Genomic DNA, 18,104 nt, shown 5'->3' on the forward strand with positions numbered 1-18,104 from the left:
TCTCCAGGATGAGAGCCGGGCCGGTCCGCGTCAGCTCGACATCTTGTCGATATCGAGGCGTAGAATTGGACAACATGGCACTGACGCTCCGCGCCCTCGCGGCCGAACGCCCGCTGGGCCTGCGCGTGCGTGCGGCCGAGGCCGGGCTCGACCGGCCGATCGGCTGGGTCCACCCCACCGAACTGACCGATCCGCAGGCCTTCCTCGAAGGCGGCGAACTGCTGCTCACCACCGGCCTCTCCCTCGATGAGATCACCGCGCCGGAGTACATCCGGCGGCTCGTCGACGCGGGGGTGGCGGGGCTCGGTTTCGGAGTCGGCCTCAGCCACGAAAGCATTCCTCGGTCCCTTGTGGACACCGCCGAAGAGGTGGGGCTCCCGGTACTCGAAGTGCCGAGGAAGACGCCGTTCATCGCGATCACGCGCGCGGTCTCCCGCGCGGTCGCCGCCGACGAGTACGCCTCGCTCGTGCGCACCGGCAAGGGACAGCAGGAACTGACCAGGACCGCTGTCGGCAAAGGCGGCACTGGGGGAGTGGTGCGCAAACTGGCGAAACTGGTCGACGGCTGGGTGCTCCTGCTCGATTCGGCGGGCGCCGTCACCGAAGCGTCGCCCGCGTCGGCCAGGCACTTCGCCGACGAAGTGCGGGAAGACCTCGGGCGGCTGCGCGCGGGCACGCTGGTGACGGCGGTGGGGGAGGACGAGGTCGTCCTGCAAACGCTCGACACCCGGGCACGCGGCGTGCTCGTCGTCGGCACCCGGGAACCGCTCGACGCCGCAGGCCAGCACATCGTCAACACCGCGGTGTCCCTGCTTTCCCTTGCGCTGGAACAGAACCGGGAACACGTCGTCGCGCTCCGACGACTGCGGTCGGGGCTGTGCGACCTGCTCGCCGCGGGACACACCGACCTCGCCACCAGGACGATGAAGACACTCTGGGGTGGTGTGCCGGAACCGCCGTGGCCGGTCCTCGCCGTCACAGGTCCCGCCGCGGCCCGCCGTTCGCTCGCCGACGCGCTCGACGCCGAAACGTCCGGAGAGAAGGTTTTCTTCGGTGAGTCCGGCGCGTTCGTGGTCGCGCTCGGCGACGTGGAGGTGGTCTCGCGGTTGGCTTCCCGTATCGGAGGGCTGCACGCCGGGCTGTCCGACGCGGTGTCCACAGTGGATTTTCCGGCCGGTCTCCGCCAGGCGAAGCAAGCGGCGGAAGCGGCGAAGGCCGAGCGGGCACCGTTGGTCCGGTTCGCGGAATACGCCGGGCGTGGCTTCCTGGAGATGGTCGATTCCCAAGCGGCGCAGGCGTTTTCGGACAGACTGCTGGCGCCGCTGCGGCAGCATGACGAAACCGGCCGAGGTGAACTGGTCGCCTCACTGACCTGCTGGCTCGAACACCACGGTCATTGGGATCTGGCGTCCGCACGGCTTGGCGTGCACCGGCACACCCTGCGCAATCGCGTGCGCAAGGTCGCCGAACTGACCGGCCGCGACCTCGATTCCCCCGGCGTACGCGCCGAATTCTGGCTCGCGCTGCAGGTCAGCCCCCGGACCTGACCAGCGCGATCGGCGAGTCCCCGCACCGTCGTAGCGTGGCGCCGTTCTCGGTGGTGACCGGTTCCGCGCCGGAGGACCACCACGCCGGGACGTCGACGTCGCGCACCAACGAGCCGGTCGCCTGGCGCGCGTTGTTCGAGACGATCACCCTGCCCTGCGCGTTGACGAGCGCCGCGCGGCCGCCGAGCGTGCGCAGTTTCGGCTGCAACAGGCGCTCGACCTCGCGTACGTAGATGTCCGCGCCGACGACCCCCGCGAACTCTCCGTCGCGCTGGACGGGAACGGTGAAGGTCAGCGTGTACTCGTCGGTGCAGAGGTAGTCGACGTACGGTCCGTTGATGTGGCGGCGGCCGGTGTCACGCGGGACGGTGAACCACGATTGCCGGGTGTAGTCGAGGAAGTTGTCACTGGCCGGGTCGAGGCTGATGACCAGCTGCACGGGTTCGGCGTCACCGGTCTCGGTCCACCATTCGAAGCCGAATTCCTGATCGGCCAGCGCGTTCGGCGCGCTGATGAACCCGGCGCCGACGACCAGGCCGCCGAGGACGTCGAAGACCTGCGGACGGAGCCGGGTCAGGTCGTCGGCGGTGGCATCGGCGGAGGCGGCCAGCAGCGCCTCGGTGACGGCCAGTACCGGCTTCAACCTCCCGAAGACATCCTCGACCAGGCCGGATACCTGTTCTACGACCTCGGAACCGGCGGACGGTGTGTCGTTCACGATGCTCACCTCGGATGCGCGGATGCCGCAGCTTAAGGGGCCAGAAGGTCTAAATGCACGTCCGCCAGCCGGTCTATCGCCTCGAGGATGTGTTCCTCGGTGAGCTTTCTGGCCAGCTCGCCGTCGCCCTGTGCGATGGCGGCGGTGATCGCGCGGTGTTCGGCGTAGGCGTTCTCTCGGGTGCCGTGCGGTTCGAGCGGCAGCCAGAGCAGCCCGCCTCGCTCGCTCTGCAACTGCACTTCCTCTCGGGTCAGCCGCGGTGACTGCGCGGCCGCGGCGACTTCGAGGTGGAACTGGCGTTCGGCGCGCGACGCCTCCGCGCCTGTCGCGATGCGGATGTCTTCGGTCGCCAGTTCGAGCCGCTCGATGTCCTCGGGCGAACTCCGCTCGGCGGCGAGTTTGGCCGCGGCGCCGGCGATGGCCAGGTAGTGGTCGCCGACGTCGCGCAGATCCGACAGCGAAACCGTGCGAAGGCGTTCTCGCCACGAAGCGGCCGAAGGGTCCACAGGCGTCTTCACGAAACTTCCGCCGCCTCGCCCGCGTCGCGTCTCGACAAGGCCCTGCTGTCGCAAGGCCACGAGCGCTTCGCGAACGGTCACGGTGGAGACGCCGAACTGGGCGGCCAGTTCGGCTTCGCTCGGCAGCTGTTCCGAGTCGGCCAGCAGTCCGAGCGTGATGGCGTCGACCAGCCGCGCGGTGACCGCTTCCGCCCGGCCGATCTGGTCGAGTGGCGCGAACATCGCTGACCGCGCGCTGTGCGACATCCCCTTACGCATGGTGGCCCTTCGCCCGTACCGCTACCCGATGGAACCAATCTTGCCCCATCGTCTCGTCCTTTAACATCTGGACTTATATGTTTTAGCTCGCTTGCCGCCCCAAAGGGAGCAAGGGACCTTTGCTATCGCCTCACGTCCCCAGGCCCAGTAGCCAGGAGCTTTCGTGCAGCAGTTGAAGCACTTCATCGGCGGTGAGTACACCGGATCCGACTCGGGCGAGGTCGCCGACATCGTCGATCCCGTCACCGGTCGCCCGTATTGCACCGCCGCCGTCGCCGGACCCGAAGACGTCGAAGCGCGCGCGGACGGCCTCGTGCTCGTCGAACACCGGCAAGCCGATCGCGCTCACCGCGGCGGAAGAACTGCCGATGATCGTCGACCAGTTGCGGTTCTTCGCGGGGGCCGCGCGTGTCCTGGAAGGACGGTCGGCGGGCGAATACATGGAAGGGCATACCTCTTTCGTCCGCCGAGAACCGATCGGCGTGTGCGCGCAGGTTACGCCGTGGAACTACCCGCTGCTCATGGCGGTCTGGAAGATCGCCCCCGCGCTCGCCGCGGGGAACACCGTGGTGCTCAAACCTGCTCTTCGCCGAGATCTACGCCGAATTCCTGCCGCCCGGCGTGCTCAACGTGATCTGCGGCGACCGCGACACCGGACGGGCGCTCGTCGAACACGAGATCCCCGCGATGGTGTCCATCACCGGGTCCGTTCGCGCCGGGATCGAAGTCGCCGCTTCGGCGGCGAAGGACGTTAAGCGCGTCCACCTCGAACTAGGAGGCAAGGCGCCCGTACTGGTCACCCTCGGGACCGGACTGGAGACCCTGCCGATCTGGATCCTGAACAACCTGATCCGGCCGAACCAGGCACCGATCGTCAACGTCGTGGCGGCGGTACTGATCCTGGCTTCGACGGTGCCGGTGTACCTGGCGCAACGTCTTTCCGGTGACACGACTTCCGGTGGTCGTTTGTAGACGAACGCCGGTGCGGCCCGAAAGCCGCACCGGCGCTCTATTCACTCAGTATCGACGGTCTTCGATCGCTCCCGTCGATCCGTTGTAGGTGATGTAGCCATTCTGGAAGTCGCTGCGCTTACCGGTCGGCGTGTTGTACTCACCGCTGGTCGGAAAGCCGAGATAGGACGTCTCCCAGCCGAGGTCCCGCCAGCGAAGACGGATCGCCCCCTTGACCTCCCACGCGTTGTTCGTACCCGCTCGCCAGTAGATCGAGTGCTCGAAGCCACCCTGGACGAAGTGGTTGTACTTCCCGGTGTTGCCCGGTGTCCACGTCTCGTCGGTCTTCGGGTAGCCGAGTCCGTTCTCCCAGCCGACGGCCGCGTAGCGCGCACGGATCAGTCCGTGGACTTCGTAGGCGCGTGTCGAAGGTGTCCAATAGATCGAGCCTGCTTGGCTGAAGTGGTTGTATCTGCCCACACCGTCCGGGGTTCGGCTCTCGTCCGTGGTGGGGTATCCGAAGTACCTCTCCCACCCGAGTGCCTGCCACTTGTCCCGGATCTCGCCCTTGACATAGTGCGCTCCGGTCGCGGCCGTCCAATAGATCGACGAGCCGACAAAGTGGTTGTACCGGCCGATGCCGTCCGGTGTCGCCGCCTGATCGGTGATCGGGTGACCGAGCAGGCCGGCTTCCGCTCCGGTCTCGAGCCATTTGTCGCGGATAGGACCGTAGATCGCCACCGCTCCGGAAGCCGGTGTCCAGTAGATCGTCCCGGCACCGGTCGTGGGGTCGCCTTCGAAGTGGTTGAAGCGGCCGTCACCCGCTTTGCCCGGGGTTTCGTCCGTGGTCGGGACTCCGAGGAAGGCATGCGCGCCGAGGGCGACGTACTTTTCGTGGATCGCGCCGGAGACGGCGGTCACGCCGGTCCGCGGTGTCCAGTAAAGACGTCCGTTGGCGTAAGGCTGCCAATGAACGTCGCCTTCGATGATCTCGATCCCCGTCGCGGCACCCAGCTTCGCCCGCAGGCCGGCGTCTTCGGCGTAGCGCTTCTCGATGGGCGACTGGTAGTCGGCTCGTACCTGCATCCCGCCCGTCGGCACCAGGAACTGCCGCTGCGGAGAGGGATCGTGGTTGTCCCCCCATTCCGTGAACCGCGCTCCGTCGAACGCCTCGGACGGTGCGGTGATCGAGACCAGGGAACCGACGGTCACCAGCCTGTTTAGGGCCTGGCCCTGGCCTCTGCCCACGTCGAACCGGGCTTCACGCGATCCGCCGATCCAAACCCTGGCCAGCCTCGGCAGGGCGACGTACCGCGCCCTGTTCACGACACCGCGGCTGTTGGACACGGAGGCGGTGAAGACGACCTTGCCATCGTTGTCGTCCGGGTAATGCAGCCAGAAGCTCGGCCCCGAACCGGTGCGCAGCACGCTGGTCGTGCAGCTGTCCTGATTCGGGCAGACCACCCTTTCCGCGGTCCAGTTCACGGTGAGCGGCCCGTCGACGGGATCGCTCGCCTCCGCCGTCAGCGTGATCGGTTCCCTCGCCGGGAAGCGCGCGTCCAATCCCGGTGAGGACATCAGGACCGTCGGGCCGAAGGTGTTGGGGGTGACGGACTGGGTCGTGGTCGTCGCCGTCCCGTGGATGTCCCTCGTGGTCAGGGTGACGGTCACCTTCTCGGCCGCGGGGGCGTAGACGTGGGGCACTATGCGTCCGGTCCCGGTACCGCCGTCGCCGAAGTCCCATTCGTAGCCGATGTCGTCGAAATCCGGATCCATCGAAGTGCTCGCGTCGAACCAAACCGTGCGGCCACCGGGGGAGTAGGCGGCGTCGAAGGACGCCGTGGGGGCCTTGTTGCCCGGAAGGTGGCTCAACCGCCGCAGGGTCGAGGTGCTCGCGTCGGCCACCACGATGTCCCCGTTGGGCGCGGTCGCGAGGGCGACAGGGGCGCCGATCCCGGAGGCGAGCGCCGTTGGCTGATCGACCACCTGCCCGGCACTGTCGAACCGTAGGGTCGACAGGGTGCCCGCGCCTTTGTCCGCCACGAAATGGCGCCCACGGTAGGGCTCCGGATACGACGTACCGGCGTAGAAGACCCCGCCGAGAAGGACGCCGTTCGCCTGACGGGCCGTTTCCGTCAGCGGCGCGGTGTTCAGCACGCCGCCGCACTCGGTCAGGTCGCGGTAACCGGGTGTCTTGCCGTTACCTTCCCAGCACGGCCATTTCAGGTTCTGGCCGGGCAGGGCGATGTTCACCTCGTCCCGGGCCGCCCAGCCGTTGTCCGTGACGACGATCCCGCCACGCTGGTCGAGTGTGATCCGCGGATCCCGGAGGCCGCTGAGGTAGTTGCGGCTGCGCCAGGAGTCCGGCGCGTTCCTGTCGTAGAAGGGATTGCCGCGGAAGCCGACACCGTCCGTGGTGACCCGCAGGATTTTCCCGGTCGGCTGACCCGGGTCCAGCGCGCGCAGCGCGAACTTGTCCACGGTGTCCTTGGTGGCGGTCTCGGGTGCCTGGTCGGCCGTGTTGTCGCCGACCGCGATCCAGAGCACTTCACCGGACGGATCCACGGCGAGATCCTGGATTCCCCGGCTGTCGGAGTTCGCGGGGATCTGAAGCACCAGTTTTTCGTTGGTGAGCCCGGTCGGCCCGTCCATTCCCTGAACCTGCCATTGGCTGACGCGGAAAGCCCGGTCGCCCCCGCCGGTCGACAGGGCTCGCGCGGTGTAGATCGTCCGGCTGGTGGCGTAATTCGGGTCCACCGCGATGCTCGTCAAGCCGAGCGAGCCTCCGGTGTAGACCGGGAGCGACGCGATTTCATTCGGCTGACCGCCCTTCGGCGTCCACCGTACGGAGCCCTGCCTGCCGGCGGTGAGGACGCTGCCGTCGGGCAGATAGGCCATATCGGTGAGCTCACCGGCAGGCTGCCCGGTCGGCGTGTCGGTCAACACGAACCCGGGTGGCAGTACTGGTGCCGCTTCGGCGACGGGTGCCGTGACGACCGTGACGCCGAGAGCGGTCAAGACGGCTGTCGCGGCGGCGATGGATCTTCGAGAACGCATCGGACCTGCTTTCTTCGGACGAAGAGAGCTCCTGATGGCGTGAGATCGCGCGCAGGCCGAAGGAGGTATGTCGCGGCCACGGCATGGTGCTACGCGACGATCAAGACACCCGGATCCCCCCAAGGACGATGATCAAGGGGAACGCTATTGGTCTGGACCCGGCTTGTCATCGGCCATCTGCCGGAGTCAGCGAAGCCGGAAGGAATCCGTCGCGTCCCGAAGCGCCGCCAGCATCCCCGGATCCGTCACCGCGTGACCGGCCGCCTCCACCAACTCCAGCTTCGAGTCCGGCCAGGCCTGGTGCAGCTCATAAGCCGTCACCGGCGGACATACCGCGTCGTACCGACCCTGCACGATCACGCCGGGAATCCCCGACAGCTTCCCGGCCTCCCGGATCAGCTGCCCATCCTCAAGCCAGGCCCCATGGCAGAAGTAGTGCAACGCCAGCCGCGCGAAGGTGAGGGCGAAGTCCGGCGACGCGTACTGGTTGTGGAAGCCCGGATCCGGGCGCAGGCAGACGATCGCGCCTTCCCAGACGCTCCAGGCGATGGCGGCACGCTCCCGAATCACCCGATCGGAGTGGTAGACGAGTTCGCGGTAGGCCGACAGAGGGTCGTCGCGGCGATCTTCGGGGATCGGTGCGAGGAAGGCTTCCCATTCGCGGGGGAAGAGGTTCGCGGCGCCGCCGTTGTAGATCCAGTCGAGTTCGTTGCGGCGGGCGGTGAAGACGCCGCGCAGGATGATTTCGCTGACGCGGCTCGGGTGGGTTTCGGCGTAAGCGAGGGCGAGAGTCGCGCCCCACGAGCCGCCGAAGAGCTGCCATTGTTCGAGATTCAGTCGTTCGCGCAGCTTGTCCATGTCCGAGACGAGGTGCCAGAGGGTGTTGACCGACAGGTCGACGTCCGGTTCGCCGATATGCGGAGTGCTGCGGCCGGCGCCGCGCTGGTCGAACAGGATGATCCGGTAGGCCTCGGGGTCGAAATGCCGCCGAGCCATGGGCGAGATGCCGCTACCAGGGCCTCCATGCAGGACGACCACCGGTTTGCCGTCCGGGTTCCCGGCTTCCTGGCAGTAGATCCGGTGCCCGTCGCCGACGTCGAGCATGCCCTCGGCGCGCACATGGATCGGCGGGTACAGGTCATCCATAAGGACACTCTGCCCGAATCGGCGAGTGTCGGAAGGGTGGGGGCCCGCCCCCGCCGCCGGGCTGAGCGGGCCCCCGGTCTTCGGTCGCGTCAGCAGCCCGCCGTGGCGGTCACGTTCGCGAATCCCTTCCCGGCACCGGTCACCTTGTTGCTCGCGCAGACCTTGTTCCCCGTAGCGGCCTTCACGAGATAGAAGCCGTACGCGTAACTGGACTGCACGTCCGCGGTGTTGCCGGAGAAGGTGTTGTCGCGGCCCCAGCCGTCGAGCTGGACATGGACCTCGAAGCCGCCGTAGGTCGCGTTGTGCACGAAGACCTTGCTGCCCCGGTTGTCCGCGACCACGTAGTTGTTGCCCTTCATGTCCACCCAGCTGTCGGCGAAGTGCTCGCCGCTCTGCCCGGTCCCGTCGAAGACGTTGCCACGCAGTTCGCCGCCGGTGGTGCCTTCCTTGATGTCGATCGACTCGGCCCGCACGTTCGGGCCGATCTTGTTACCGAGCGCCTTGTTGCGGTCGCTCCGGTCCGGCGTGCCGCCCGGCCAGTTGCCCTTCGCGGAACCGAAGTAGATGCCTTCGCCGTAGCCCGCGTACTCGCGGCCAGTGTCGGTGACCTCGGAGTTCTTCACGATGTTGTCGGTGCTCGTGTACTGGAAATGGATGCCTTCGTGACCGACGCCGGTGACCTTGATGCCGTCGACGATCGTGTTCTTGACGCCGGTCGCCATCAGGCCCTTCTGGCCACCGGTGAGAGTGAAGCCGGTCAGGTTCCAGTAACTACCGGTGAGCTCGAGCGTGCGCCCGGCCGAGGCCTTGATGACCGCGCTTCGCGGACCCTTCAGCGTGATGCGACTGCCGGAGGTGCCGCTCTTCGCCGCCTTGAAGTTGCCCGTGAAGGTCGTGTTGGCCGCGAGTTCGATGACAGTGCCGGGAGTGACCGAAGCGAGCGCCGCCGTCAGCTGCTCCGAAGTCCCTACGCGGACCGTCGCGGCCTGTGCGGGATACGCCGCCAGGGTCGACAGCAGAACGGCACCGGTCGCGATGGCCAGAACCCGCTCACGAACACGCATCCGTGGTCCTCCTCATCGAGGGATCGAAGCTCGGTCGTGGCGGCGACGGCTAGACCGTAAGGCAGCTCTCGAATGCGAGTCAAGGACATGATTGAAGTTCATATACATGAACGACTAAAGAAGGGTCGGCGCGCACGGGCCACCCCGAAAGAGAGCAAGGGACCTTTGCTATCGCGGGCGACGGGACGGGGGGGGTGTGTGGAAATAGGGACGTTGAGTGTCCCTATTTCCACACACCCTGTACGCCGCGTAGTGGTGCTGACTGGCTGTGTGGATTTTGGTGCGTTGGATGACCCGAAATCCACACAGTCACCGCAGCCGTCCCGGCTGTGCTGCGTGCGGAGAGAGCAAGGGACCTTTGCTATCGCCCTCCCCAACGGGAGTGATAGCAAAGGTCCCTTGCTCTCTTTTCGCAGGTCAGGGGCGACTCAGTCGTGGAAAGAGTGCTCCGAAGCCGGGAATTCACCTCGCCGGACGTCCTCCGCGAACGCCGTCGCGGCCCCGGCCAGCACGCCCGCCAGATCGGCGTACTTCTTCACGAACCGGGGTGTCTTGCCGCGCCGGAGCCCGGCCATGTCCTGCCAGACGAGCACCTGCGCGTCGCAATCCGGCCCGGCGCCGATACCGACGGTCGGGATCCTCAGTTCGTGCGTGATCCGCTTCGCCGCTTCGGCGGGCACCATCTCCATGACGACCGCGAAGGCGCCTGCCTCCTCCAGGGCGAGCGCGTCGGCGAGCAGCGCGTCAGCCGCTTCGCCGCGTCCCTGGACTCGGTAACCGCCGAGATTGTGTTCACTCTGCGGGGTGAACCCGATATGTCCCATCACCGGGACGCCGGCCGAGGTCAGCGCCTCGACATGCGGCGCGAACTTCCGCCCGCCTTCGAGTTTCACCGCGTGCGCACGGCCTTCCTTCATGAACCGCACCGACGTCTCCAGCGCCTGCTGCGGCGAAAGCTGGTACGAGCCGAACGGCAGATCGGCCACGACCAGCGCCCGCTTCACCGAGCGGGTCACCGCCCGGACCAGGGGAAGCAGCTCGTCCACGGTCACCGGAAGTGAGGTGTCGTAGCCGAAGACGTTGTTCGCCGCGGAATCCCCGACGAGCAGCACGGGAATGCCCACCTCGTCGAACAGCGCGGCGGTGTACATGTCGTAGGCGGTGAGCATCGGCCAGGTTTCGCCGCGCTCTTTCAAATCGCGAAGGTGATGTACGCGGACTTTCTTCCCAGATGTGGCCTGGGGCGCCGCGCCGGTTCCGTACGGAGCGGCGAGTTCGCCAGAATCCTTTTCGGTGGCAGACATCCTTGTCGACCGTCCTTCCCTCGAGGCCTCGAAGAGGTCCCCGGGTCGTGGAGCTGAACAGATCAAAGCCTGACACGCGGGGATTGCGCCCCCAAGGTCGTGCGACCAGCTTCACACTGCGGTGTTCCGGCAGCGTCACGCCTCCGGACGACCAAATCGAGACCAGAGGATGATGATCGTTGACAACCACACAGGGTTGTGTGACGTCAAGTAGTAGCAGCTGTCGATCACCTGTGTGTACCCCGAAAGGCCAGTATGGGAAACCCAGCGAGCCGTGTCCCGCCGTGGAAGGCGAGGGCGGGCGGCATCGTCGCCACTCTTGTGCAGCTCGCGGCCGTGTTCTCCGTGATCCTCCTCCTCGCCGGCGGCGTGAAGGGGCCGGTGCTCAAGGCAGGTGACGTCGCCTTCTCGGCGCTGAGCATCCCGACGAACGCGAGCCTCGTGATCGTCCTGCTGCTCGTCGTTCTCGGCGCCGCGCTCCGCCGACGCAAACGCGCCGCCCTTTACACGCTGCTGCTGTTCCAGGTCGGCGGCATGGCGGTGACCCTGGCCTTCCAAGCCGCCCTGTTGTGGTGGCCCGAACTGCTGAAACTGGGGCCGTGGCAGGTCCGGCACATCCCGCACCAGGTGTGGGTGCTGGCGATCGCCGACCTGATCTCGATCGGCATGATCGCGCTCCTGTGGATCCTGCGGCCCGCGTTCCCCGCCCGGCTCGCGCCGAGCGCGTGGCGCGACGGCCTCACCATGCTGTTCGGCGGGCTGGCCGCGGTCATCCTCGTCGGCTGGGGACTGAGCGAGGCCTTCCCCGGTCGTCTCGCGGACACCTGGGCGCGGTTCGCCTGGGTCGTCAACCACACGACCGGTGAGAACATCCAGCTCCGCCGGGTCGGCATCGGCGAAGGACCCGCCTGGCTCGATCTCGTGCTCGACCTCAGCGCCACCGCCGTCGCGACGGCCGCTCTGTACACGCTCTTCCGCGGCGTACGCAGCCGTCGTTTGAGGACAGACGAGGAAGAACTGCGCGTACGCCGCCTTCTCGCCGAACACGGCGAAGACGACTCTTTGGGCTATTTCGCCACGCGGCGCGAGAAGAGCGTCGTCTTTTCACCCAACGGCCGCGCCGCCGTCGCCTACCGAGTGCTCGCGGGCACCAGCGTCGCGAGTGCCGATCCCATCGGCGATCCCGACGCCTGGCCCGACGCGGTCCGCGCCTGGCTGAACGAAGCACGCACCTACGGCTGGACCCCTGGAGTGCTCGGCGCGAGCGAACGCGGCGCGAAGACCTACGCCGACGCGGGTCTGCGCGCGCTGGAAATCGGGGACGAAGCGGTCCTCGACGTCCGGGACTTCAGCCTCGCCGGGCCGGAACGCCGCTCGGTCCGGCAAGCGGTCAAACGGATCGAACGGGCCGGATACACCACGAAAGTCCGGCGGCACAGCGAAATCCCGGCCGACGAAATGGCTCGGCTGCTGTTGCAGGCGCAGCAATGGCGCGGCGCGGAGACCGAGCGCGGGTTCTCGATGGCGCTCGGCAGGCTCGGCGATCCGAGTGACGGCCGGAGCGTGATGGTCGAGGCGTACGACGCCCGAGGCGAGCTGCGCGGCATGCTGTCGTTCGTCCCTTGGGGCCGTCGTGGGTTGTCGCTGGACTTGATGCGGCGCGACCGTGACGCCGAGAACGGCCTCAACGAATACATGATCGCCGAGGTCGTGGCGGCGAGCTCACACCTTGGCGCACAACGGATTTCGCTGAACTTCGCGATGTTCCGCGCCGTCTTCTCCGAGGGGGAGCGGATCGGCGCGGGTCCGGTGCTCCGCGCCTGGCGCGGTGTTCTCAGCATGGCGTCGCGCTTCTTCCAGCTGGAATCGCTCTACCGGTCCAACGCCAAGTACGGCCCCGACTGGGAACCGCGATTCCTGTGCTACTCCTCGGCTCGACGGCTGCCGCGGGTCGGTATCGTCGCGGGCGCGCTCGAAGGTTTCGTCCCGACAGGACGGTCAGGTCGGGCACTGAAACTGGAGACGGTCACCGACGAATTCGTCGCCGAAGTCCATCGTATCGACGCGAACGCGGCCACCCCGGCACCGAAGCAGGTGCGGCGCCCGGACCAGGTCCGCGTGCGGATGGCGAAGCTGGATCGTTTGCGGGAAGCCGGGATCGACCCCTACCCGGTCGGTTTCGCCCGGGAGGATCTGCTCGGCGAGGTCGTCGCCAAATTCGGCGACCTGAGCACGGACGCCCACACCGGTCACCGGGTCAGCGTCGCCGGCCGGGTGCTCGCGATGCGCAACCTCGGCGGACTCTGTTTCGCCAGGGTCAAGGACTTCAGCGGCGAGATCCAGCTGATGCTCGACGCCTCTGTGCTCGATCTCGGCGGCTGGCGGCGGGGCGTCGACCTCGGCGATCACGTCGGCGTGAGCGGGCAGGTCGTGACGTCGCGTCGCGGCGAGCTTTCCGTGCTCGTCGACGAGTGGACGGTGACGGCGAAGAGCCTGCATCCGTTGCCGGACAAGCGAAAGGGTCTCACCGACCCGGAGACGCGAGTGCGGCAGCGCTACCTCGACCTCGCGGTGAACCCGGATTCGACGGCGATGCTGCGGATGCGGTCGACCGTGGTGCGCGCGGTGCGGGAACGGCTGCACCAGGGCGATTACCTCGAAGTCGAGACGCCGATGTTGCAGACCGTGCATGGCGGCGCCAACGCCCGCCCGTTCGTCACCCATATCAACGCCTACGACATGCGGATGTACCTCCGGATTGCGCCCGAGTTGTACCTGAAACGGCTGTGCGTGGCCGGGGTCGAGCGGGTTTTCGAGCTGAACCGGAACTTCCGCAACGAAGGTGTCGACGCGACGCACAACCCCGAATTCACCATGCTGGAGGCGTACCAGGCGTATGCCGACTACAACACGATGCGAACGCTGACGCGTGAACTCGTGCAGCACGCCGCTGAGGCCGCGTACGGCGCGCAGGTCGTGCGCCGCCCGGGGCCGGACGGGGAGGTCGTCGAGTACGACATCTCCGGTGACTGGCCGGTGATCCCGGTCCACGAAGCCGTTTCGGCGGCGCTCGGAGCGAAGATCGACGCGGGTACCTCGGTCGCCGAACTCCAGCGGCTGTGCCGCGCGGCGGGAGTGCCGGTGAACGAGGAGGCCGGGCACGGCGACCTCGTGCTGAAGGCGCACGAGCATCTTGTCGAAGGCTCGACCGTGATGCCGACCTTCTACACCGACTACCCGACGGACGTCTCGCCGCTGACCCGGCAGCATCGCGTGGATCCGCGGCTGGCCGAGCGGTGGGACCTGATCGCGTTCGGCTCCGAGGTCGGCACGGCCTACACCGAACTGACCGACCCGCTCGAACAGCGGCGGCGGCTGGAGGCGCAGTCGCTGCGCGCGGCGAGCGGGGACGTCGAGGCGATGGAACTGGACGAGGACTTCCTGCTCGCGCTCGAACACGGCATGCCGCCGACCGGCGGACTCGGCATCGGCGTCGACCGGCTGCTGATGATGCTGACCGGGGCTTCGATCCGGCAGACCGTGCTGTTCCCGTTCGTGCGTCCCCAGTCGTAGCGGCAGCGGGAGAGCAAGGGACCTTTGCTATCGCTCGTTAGCCTCACTAACGAGCGATAGCAAAGGTCCCCTGCTTCCTCACTGAATCGGCCCGAGACCGCGTTCCGGATGTAAAGATCTCCTTCCCGATGGAAGGAGCCATCATGGCTGGAAACGTTCCCCCGGTCGCCGACGAGCGCGAAGGTCTCCTCGCCTACCTCGAGCAGCAGCGGCACGTCCTGCGCATCGCGGCACACGGCCTCACTGAAGAACAGGCCAGAGCCGTTCCGACCAAAAGCTCCCTGAGCGTCGGTGGCCTGATCAAGCACACCGCGTTCGTCGAAGACGGCTGGATCGACATCGTCCTCCAGAAGCCTGCGAAGCCGATGGAAGAGACGATGAAGGACTACGAAGCCGGCTACGTGATGACGCCGGACGAGACGATCGAAAGCGTCTTCGCGCGCTACGACGAGGTCGCCCGCCGTACTGCGGACGTCATCGCCGGGATCGCCGACCTGGGCCAGCCGGTCCCGGTGCCGAAGGGTGTGCCCTGGTATCCGCAGGACGTCGACGCCTGGTCGGTCCGCTGGGTGCTCTTCCACCTCATCGAGGAGACCGCGCGGCACGCCGGGCACGCCGACATCATCCGCGAGCACATCGACGGCGCGACCGCCGTCCCGCTGATGGCCGCCGCGGAAGGCTGGCCGGAGACGCCCTGGCTCAAGCCGTGGTCGCCGGCCGCGACCGTGTAGGCCGTGTCCGGTGAGTCTGTTCGCGGTCTTCGCGCCCAGGCGGTCCCTGACGGCACGTCAGGAACCACCTAAATCACGAAGCCCATCGAACAGATTCACCGGACACGGCCTAGAACAACGTCGGTTCGTCCGCCAAAGCGCCTTCGATGACCAGCATCCGGCGCTTGGTGGCGACCCCTCCTCTCGCGGAGAACCCACCGTCCTTGCCACCCGCGGCGAGCACGCGGTGGCACGGCACGATGATCGGGAACGGGTTGCGCCCCATCGCCTGCCCCACGGCCTGCGCCCCGCCGGGCATGCCGAGGATGTTCGCGATGTCGCCGTAGGTCAGCGTCTTCCCGGCGGGGATCGAGCGGATGAATTCGTAGACCCGGTGATGGAACTCCGGCACGCCCTCGTAGTCGAGTTCGATGCCGGTGAGGTCCGTGCGCTCGCCGTTCATCAACGAGACCACGCCCTCGATCGCCCGCTGGACTTCCGCCGGTGGCGGGGATTCGACCGCGTCGGGCAGCCGCGCGGTGAGCCGTGTCCTGGTCTTTTCCTCACTGCCCTCGGGGAGTTGGATCGCGATGACCCCGCGTTCGTTCCACGCGATGCCGCAATCGCCGATCGCGGTGCCGAACACGACGTAGCCCGGTGCCGTCATGAGTCCAGGGTACGAGACAGGTCCGACAGTTTCGGCTTGGCCGCTTTCGGCGGCACCGCGGTGCCAACGACGCGGCGACTGCGATAGGACTATGGGCATGAGCGACCTCGTGCTTGATCACCTCGTCTACGCCGGGCCGAATCTCGAAGAGGCCGTCGCGCGCGTCGCGGATCTGACCGGCGTCACGCCCGTACGCGGTGGCAGGCATGTCGGGCTCGGCACGGCCAACTACCTGGCCGATCTCGGCGCCGGCGCCTACCTCGAGGTGGTTGGGCCCGACCCGGATCAACCCGAGCACGTCGGGCCGCGGCCGCTCGGCGTCGACGAGCTGACCGCGCCCGCACTGGTCACCTGGGCCGCACGAGTGCGAGGCATCGACGACGCGATCGCCGAGGCGCGCGAGCGCGGTTACGACCCGGGGGACGCGTTCGAGATGTCACGCGCCACCGACGACGGCGAACTGCTGACCTGGCGCCTCACCGGCCCCGGCGGCTTGGACGGGCTCGCTCCCTTCCTCATCGACTGGGGGAGCACCCCACATCCGACGACGCGGGGACTCCCGTCGATCCCGCTGCTCCTGGTCACCGGCGTCCACCCCGAGCCTGCCGCGGTGGAGTCCGCGGTCCGGGCGCTCGGGATGGACATGCTCGTACGGCGCGACGCGAAGCCCGGCCTGGTGGCCGTGCTCCAGAACTCAGCCGGGAAGCAGATCACGCTGAGCTGAGCGGGCCACGACCGTGCCCTCTCGCCAGCCGTTGGTCATCGGCAGCCGCCGGTCCCGCCCGAACGCCTTGAACGTGATCTTGGTGCCCGGCGGGTACTGGCGGCGCTTGTATTCGGCCTTGTCGACCATGCGCACCACACGGTCGATGGTCTCCGGCTCGAAGCCCGCGTCCACCAGGTCGACATAGCCGCGGTCTCCCTCGATGTAGTCGTCGAGGATGTCGTCGAGCATCAGGTAGTCGGGCAGCGAGTCACTGTCCAGCTGTCCTGGCCGCAGCTCGGCCGACGGCGGCTTCGTGATCGAGTTCTCCGGGATGGGCGGGGTCTCGCCGTTCTTTTCGGCTTCCGCGTTGCGCCATCTGGCCAGATGCCAGACGTGCGTCTTGAACAGGTCCTTGATCGGCGCGAAAGCCCCGACGGCGTCGCCGTAGATCGTCGAGTAGCCGACGGCGAGCTCGGTCTTGTTGCCGGTGGCGAGCACCAGGTGACCGTCCTGATTGGACAGTGCCATCAGCAGCATGCCGCGGACCCGCGCCTGGATGTTCTCCTCGGCGAGCCCGGTCAGCTGGAGCTGCTCCACGTAGACCTTGACCATGTCCGCGATCGGTTCGACGCGGTAATGCGCGCCGATGCGGCGGGCGAGGTCTTCGGCGTCGCCCTTCGAGTGCTCCGAGGAGTACTCCGAAGGCATTGAGACGCCGTAGACGTTGTCGCCGCCGAGCGCGTCGGCGGCCAGCGCGGCCACGACCGCCGAGTCGATGCCGCCGGAGAAGCCGAACGTCACCGACGAGAAGCCGTTCTTGTGCACGTAGTCGCGCAGGCCGATCACGAGCGCGTGCCACACTTCGGCCTCGTCCGACAGCGGTTCGCTGATCGCCGATTCGGTGCGCGGGCTGTAGGCCGGAACCGGTTCTTCGCTGAGGACGCGGCGCTTGACCCGCAGACCCTCGAACTCGCCCTCGGCGGTGTGCCCGCCCGCGACGAGGTCCGTGTCGACGATCAGCAGGTGCTCGGCGAATTGCGGCGCGCGCGCCAGCAACCGGCCGTCCGCGCCGACCACGATCGAGTCGCCGTCGAAGACGAGGTCGTCCTGACCGCCGATCTGATTCGTGTACACCAGCGGCGCCCCGGCCTCGGCGGCGCGGCGGGCGATGAGCGGCAGGCGGATGTCGTCCTTCGCGCGCTCGTAAGGCGAGGCGTTGGGCGCGACCACGAGGTCCACCCCCGCCTTGCCGAGCGCGGAGATCGGGCCGCCGTCCTGCCAGACGTCTTCGCAGATCACCATGCCGACGTCGACACCGTGGAAGCGGACGACCTCGAGTTCGTTGCCCGGCTTGAACCAGCGATGCTCGTCGAAGACCCCGTAGTTGGGCAGGTGGTGCTTGAACTGGCGGGCGACCACTTCGCCGCGGTACAGCGCGGCCGCCGCGTCGCGCGGGCCGGTCTCGTCCAGGTCGAGATATCCGATGTAGGTGAGCACTTCGCCGCATCCGGCGTCCTCGAGCCGCCGGGCGAGAGCTTCGACCATCTGCTTCGAGGCGGAGGCGAAGGTCGGGCGGAGGGAGAGGTCCTCGACGGGATAGCCGGTGAGGGACATCTCCGGGAAGACCACGATGTGGGCGCCTGCTTCGGCGGCCTTACGGGTCCACTCGACGGTGAGCTCGGCGTTGCCTTCGAGGTCTCCGACGGTGGTGTTGACCTGGGCCAGTGCGATGCGCAGTTGCGGCATGCCGACATTCTCACTCACGGGAGTCCCAGGGGACGAGCGGATGTGCCGAATCGCCCACCTGGGTGCGGTCCGGTGCCGGGGGAGCAAGGGACCTTTACTACCGTCCGGCCGCTGACCTGCGGTTTCACCCAAAAAGAGA

General features: G+C 67.5%; 13 protein-coding genes and 2 pseudogenes. 6 read left to right on the plus strand and 9 right to left on the minus strand.

Annotated features, from left to right (window positions below):
* Window positions 1–74 precede the first annotated feature (74 nt).
* The gene (locus ACLARN_RS37160) at window positions 75–1,547 is read left to right on the plus strand and encodes a PucR family transcriptional regulator (RefSeq protein WP_409496166.1); all 1,473 of its coding nucleotides are present in this window, start codon (window positions 75–77) and stop codon (window positions 1,545–1,547) included.
* Here ACLARN_RS37160 and ACLARN_RS37165 read toward each other — a convergent pair.
* From ACLARN_RS37165 to ACLARN_RS37175, 3 genes are all read right to left on the minus strand, one after another.
* Window positions 1,531–2,265 (minus strand): cache domain-containing protein, encoded by a 735-nt coding sequence (locus ACLARN_RS37165; RefSeq protein ID WP_409496167.1) that lies wholly within the window; start codon window positions 2,263–2,265, stop codon window positions 1,531–1,533. The genes ACLARN_RS37160 and ACLARN_RS37165 overlap by 17 nt on opposite strands.
* Window positions 2,266–2,297: 32 nt before the next feature.
* A complete protein-coding gene (locus ACLARN_RS37170) occupies window positions 2,298–3,041 on the minus strand; it encodes a FadR/GntR family transcriptional regulator (protein WP_409496168.1) in 744 nt (247 codons plus the stop codon).
* Window positions 3,042–3,171: 130 nt separating this feature from the next.
* Window positions 3,172–3,483 carry a hypothetical protein gene (locus ACLARN_RS37175; RefSeq protein WP_409496188.1) on the minus strand — a complete coding sequence of 104 codons (312 nt, stop codon included), beginning with the start codon at window positions 3,481–3,483 and terminating at the stop codon, window positions 3,172–3,174.
* Between ACLARN_RS37175 and ACLARN_RS37180 the strand changes: the two are divergent.
* Window positions 3,410–3,791, plus strand: a pseudogene (locus ACLARN_RS37180) (aldehyde dehydrogenase family protein); the annotation flags it as partial. The gene ACLARN_RS37175 and the pseudogene ACLARN_RS37180 sit on opposite strands and share 74 nt — an antisense overlap.
* Window positions 3,792–3,839: 48 nt before the next feature.
* Window positions 3,840–4,013: pseudogene (locus ACLARN_RS37185) on the plus strand (ABC transporter permease); the annotation flags it as partial.
* 45 nt (window positions 4,014–4,058) lie between these two features.
* On the opposite strand, the gene ACLARN_RS37190 reads toward ACLARN_RS37185, so the two are convergent.
* From ACLARN_RS37190 to panB, 4 genes are all read right to left on the minus strand, one after another.
* Window positions 4,059–7,049 carry a PQQ-dependent sugar dehydrogenase gene (locus ACLARN_RS37190; RefSeq protein WP_409496169.1) on the minus strand — a complete coding sequence of 997 codons (2,991 nt, stop codon included), beginning with the start codon at window positions 7,047–7,049 and terminating at the stop codon, window positions 4,059–4,061.
* Window positions 7,050–7,235: 186 nt separating this feature from the next.
* Window positions 7,236–8,195 (minus strand): prolyl aminopeptidase, encoded by a 960-nt coding sequence (gene pip / locus ACLARN_RS37195; RefSeq protein ID WP_409496170.1) that lies wholly within the window; start codon window positions 8,193–8,195, stop codon window positions 7,236–7,238.
* An 89-nt stretch (window positions 8,196–8,284) separates the two neighbouring features.
* Window positions 8,285–9,259 (minus strand): hypothetical protein, encoded by a 975-nt coding sequence (locus ACLARN_RS37200; protein WP_409496171.1) that lies wholly within the window; start codon window positions 9,257–9,259, stop codon window positions 8,285–8,287.
* Window positions 9,260–9,687: 428 nt separating this feature from the next.
* Window positions 9,688–10,563, minus strand: coding sequence for a 3-methyl-2-oxobutanoate hydroxymethyltransferase (panB, locus tag ACLARN_RS37205; RefSeq protein WP_409496172.1), 876 nt, complete (start codon window positions 10,561–10,563; stop codon window positions 9,688–9,690).
* A 255-nt stretch (window positions 10,564–10,818) separates the two neighbouring features.
* Here panB and lysX point away from each other — a divergent pair, with 255 nt between their 5' ends.
* Both lysX and ACLARN_RS37215 read left to right on the plus strand, forming a co-directional pair.
* Window positions 10,819–14,136: a bifunctional lysylphosphatidylglycerol synthetase/lysine--tRNA ligase LysX gene (lysX, locus tag ACLARN_RS37210; RefSeq protein ID WP_409496173.1), complete on the plus strand. Its 3,318-nt coding sequence runs from the start codon at window positions 10,819–10,821 to the stop codon at window positions 14,134–14,136.
* 143 nt (window positions 14,137–14,279) lie between these two features.
* Window positions 14,280–14,867, plus strand: coding sequence for a DinB family protein (locus tag ACLARN_RS37215; RefSeq protein ID WP_409496174.1), 588 nt, complete (start codon window positions 14,280–14,282; stop codon window positions 14,865–14,867).
* 109 nt (window positions 14,868–14,976) lie between these two features.
* Here the strand turns inward: ACLARN_RS37215 and ACLARN_RS37220 are convergent, their stop codons facing one another.
* The gene (locus ACLARN_RS37220) at window positions 14,977–15,513 is read right to left on the minus strand and encodes a methylated-DNA--[protein]-cysteine S-methyltransferase (protein ID WP_409496175.1); all 537 of its coding nucleotides are present in this window, start codon (window positions 15,511–15,513) and stop codon (window positions 14,977–14,979) included.
* Between the two features lie 97 nt (window positions 15,514–15,610).
* Here ACLARN_RS37220 and ACLARN_RS37225 point away from each other — a divergent pair, with 97 nt between their 5' ends.
* On the plus strand, window positions 15,611–16,237 hold the full coding sequence (locus ACLARN_RS37225) for a VOC family protein (RefSeq protein WP_409496176.1): 627 nt from the start codon (window positions 15,611–15,613) through the stop codon (window positions 16,235–16,237).
* Here ACLARN_RS37225 and ACLARN_RS37230 read toward each other — a convergent pair.
* The gene (locus ACLARN_RS37230; RefSeq protein ID WP_409496177.1) at window positions 16,208–17,965 is read right to left on the minus strand and encodes an NAD+ synthase; all 1,758 of its coding nucleotides are present in this window, start codon (window positions 17,963–17,965) and stop codon (window positions 16,208–16,210) included. The two genes, ACLARN_RS37225 and ACLARN_RS37230, sit on opposite strands and share 30 nt — an antisense overlap.
* Between the last annotated feature and the right edge of the window lie 139 nt (window positions 17,966–18,104).

It is taken from the genome of Amycolatopsis sp. cmx-11-12, from assembly GCF_046269425.1.
Lineage (GTDB): Bacteria > Actinomycetota > Actinomycetes > Mycobacteriales > Pseudonocardiaceae > Amycolatopsis.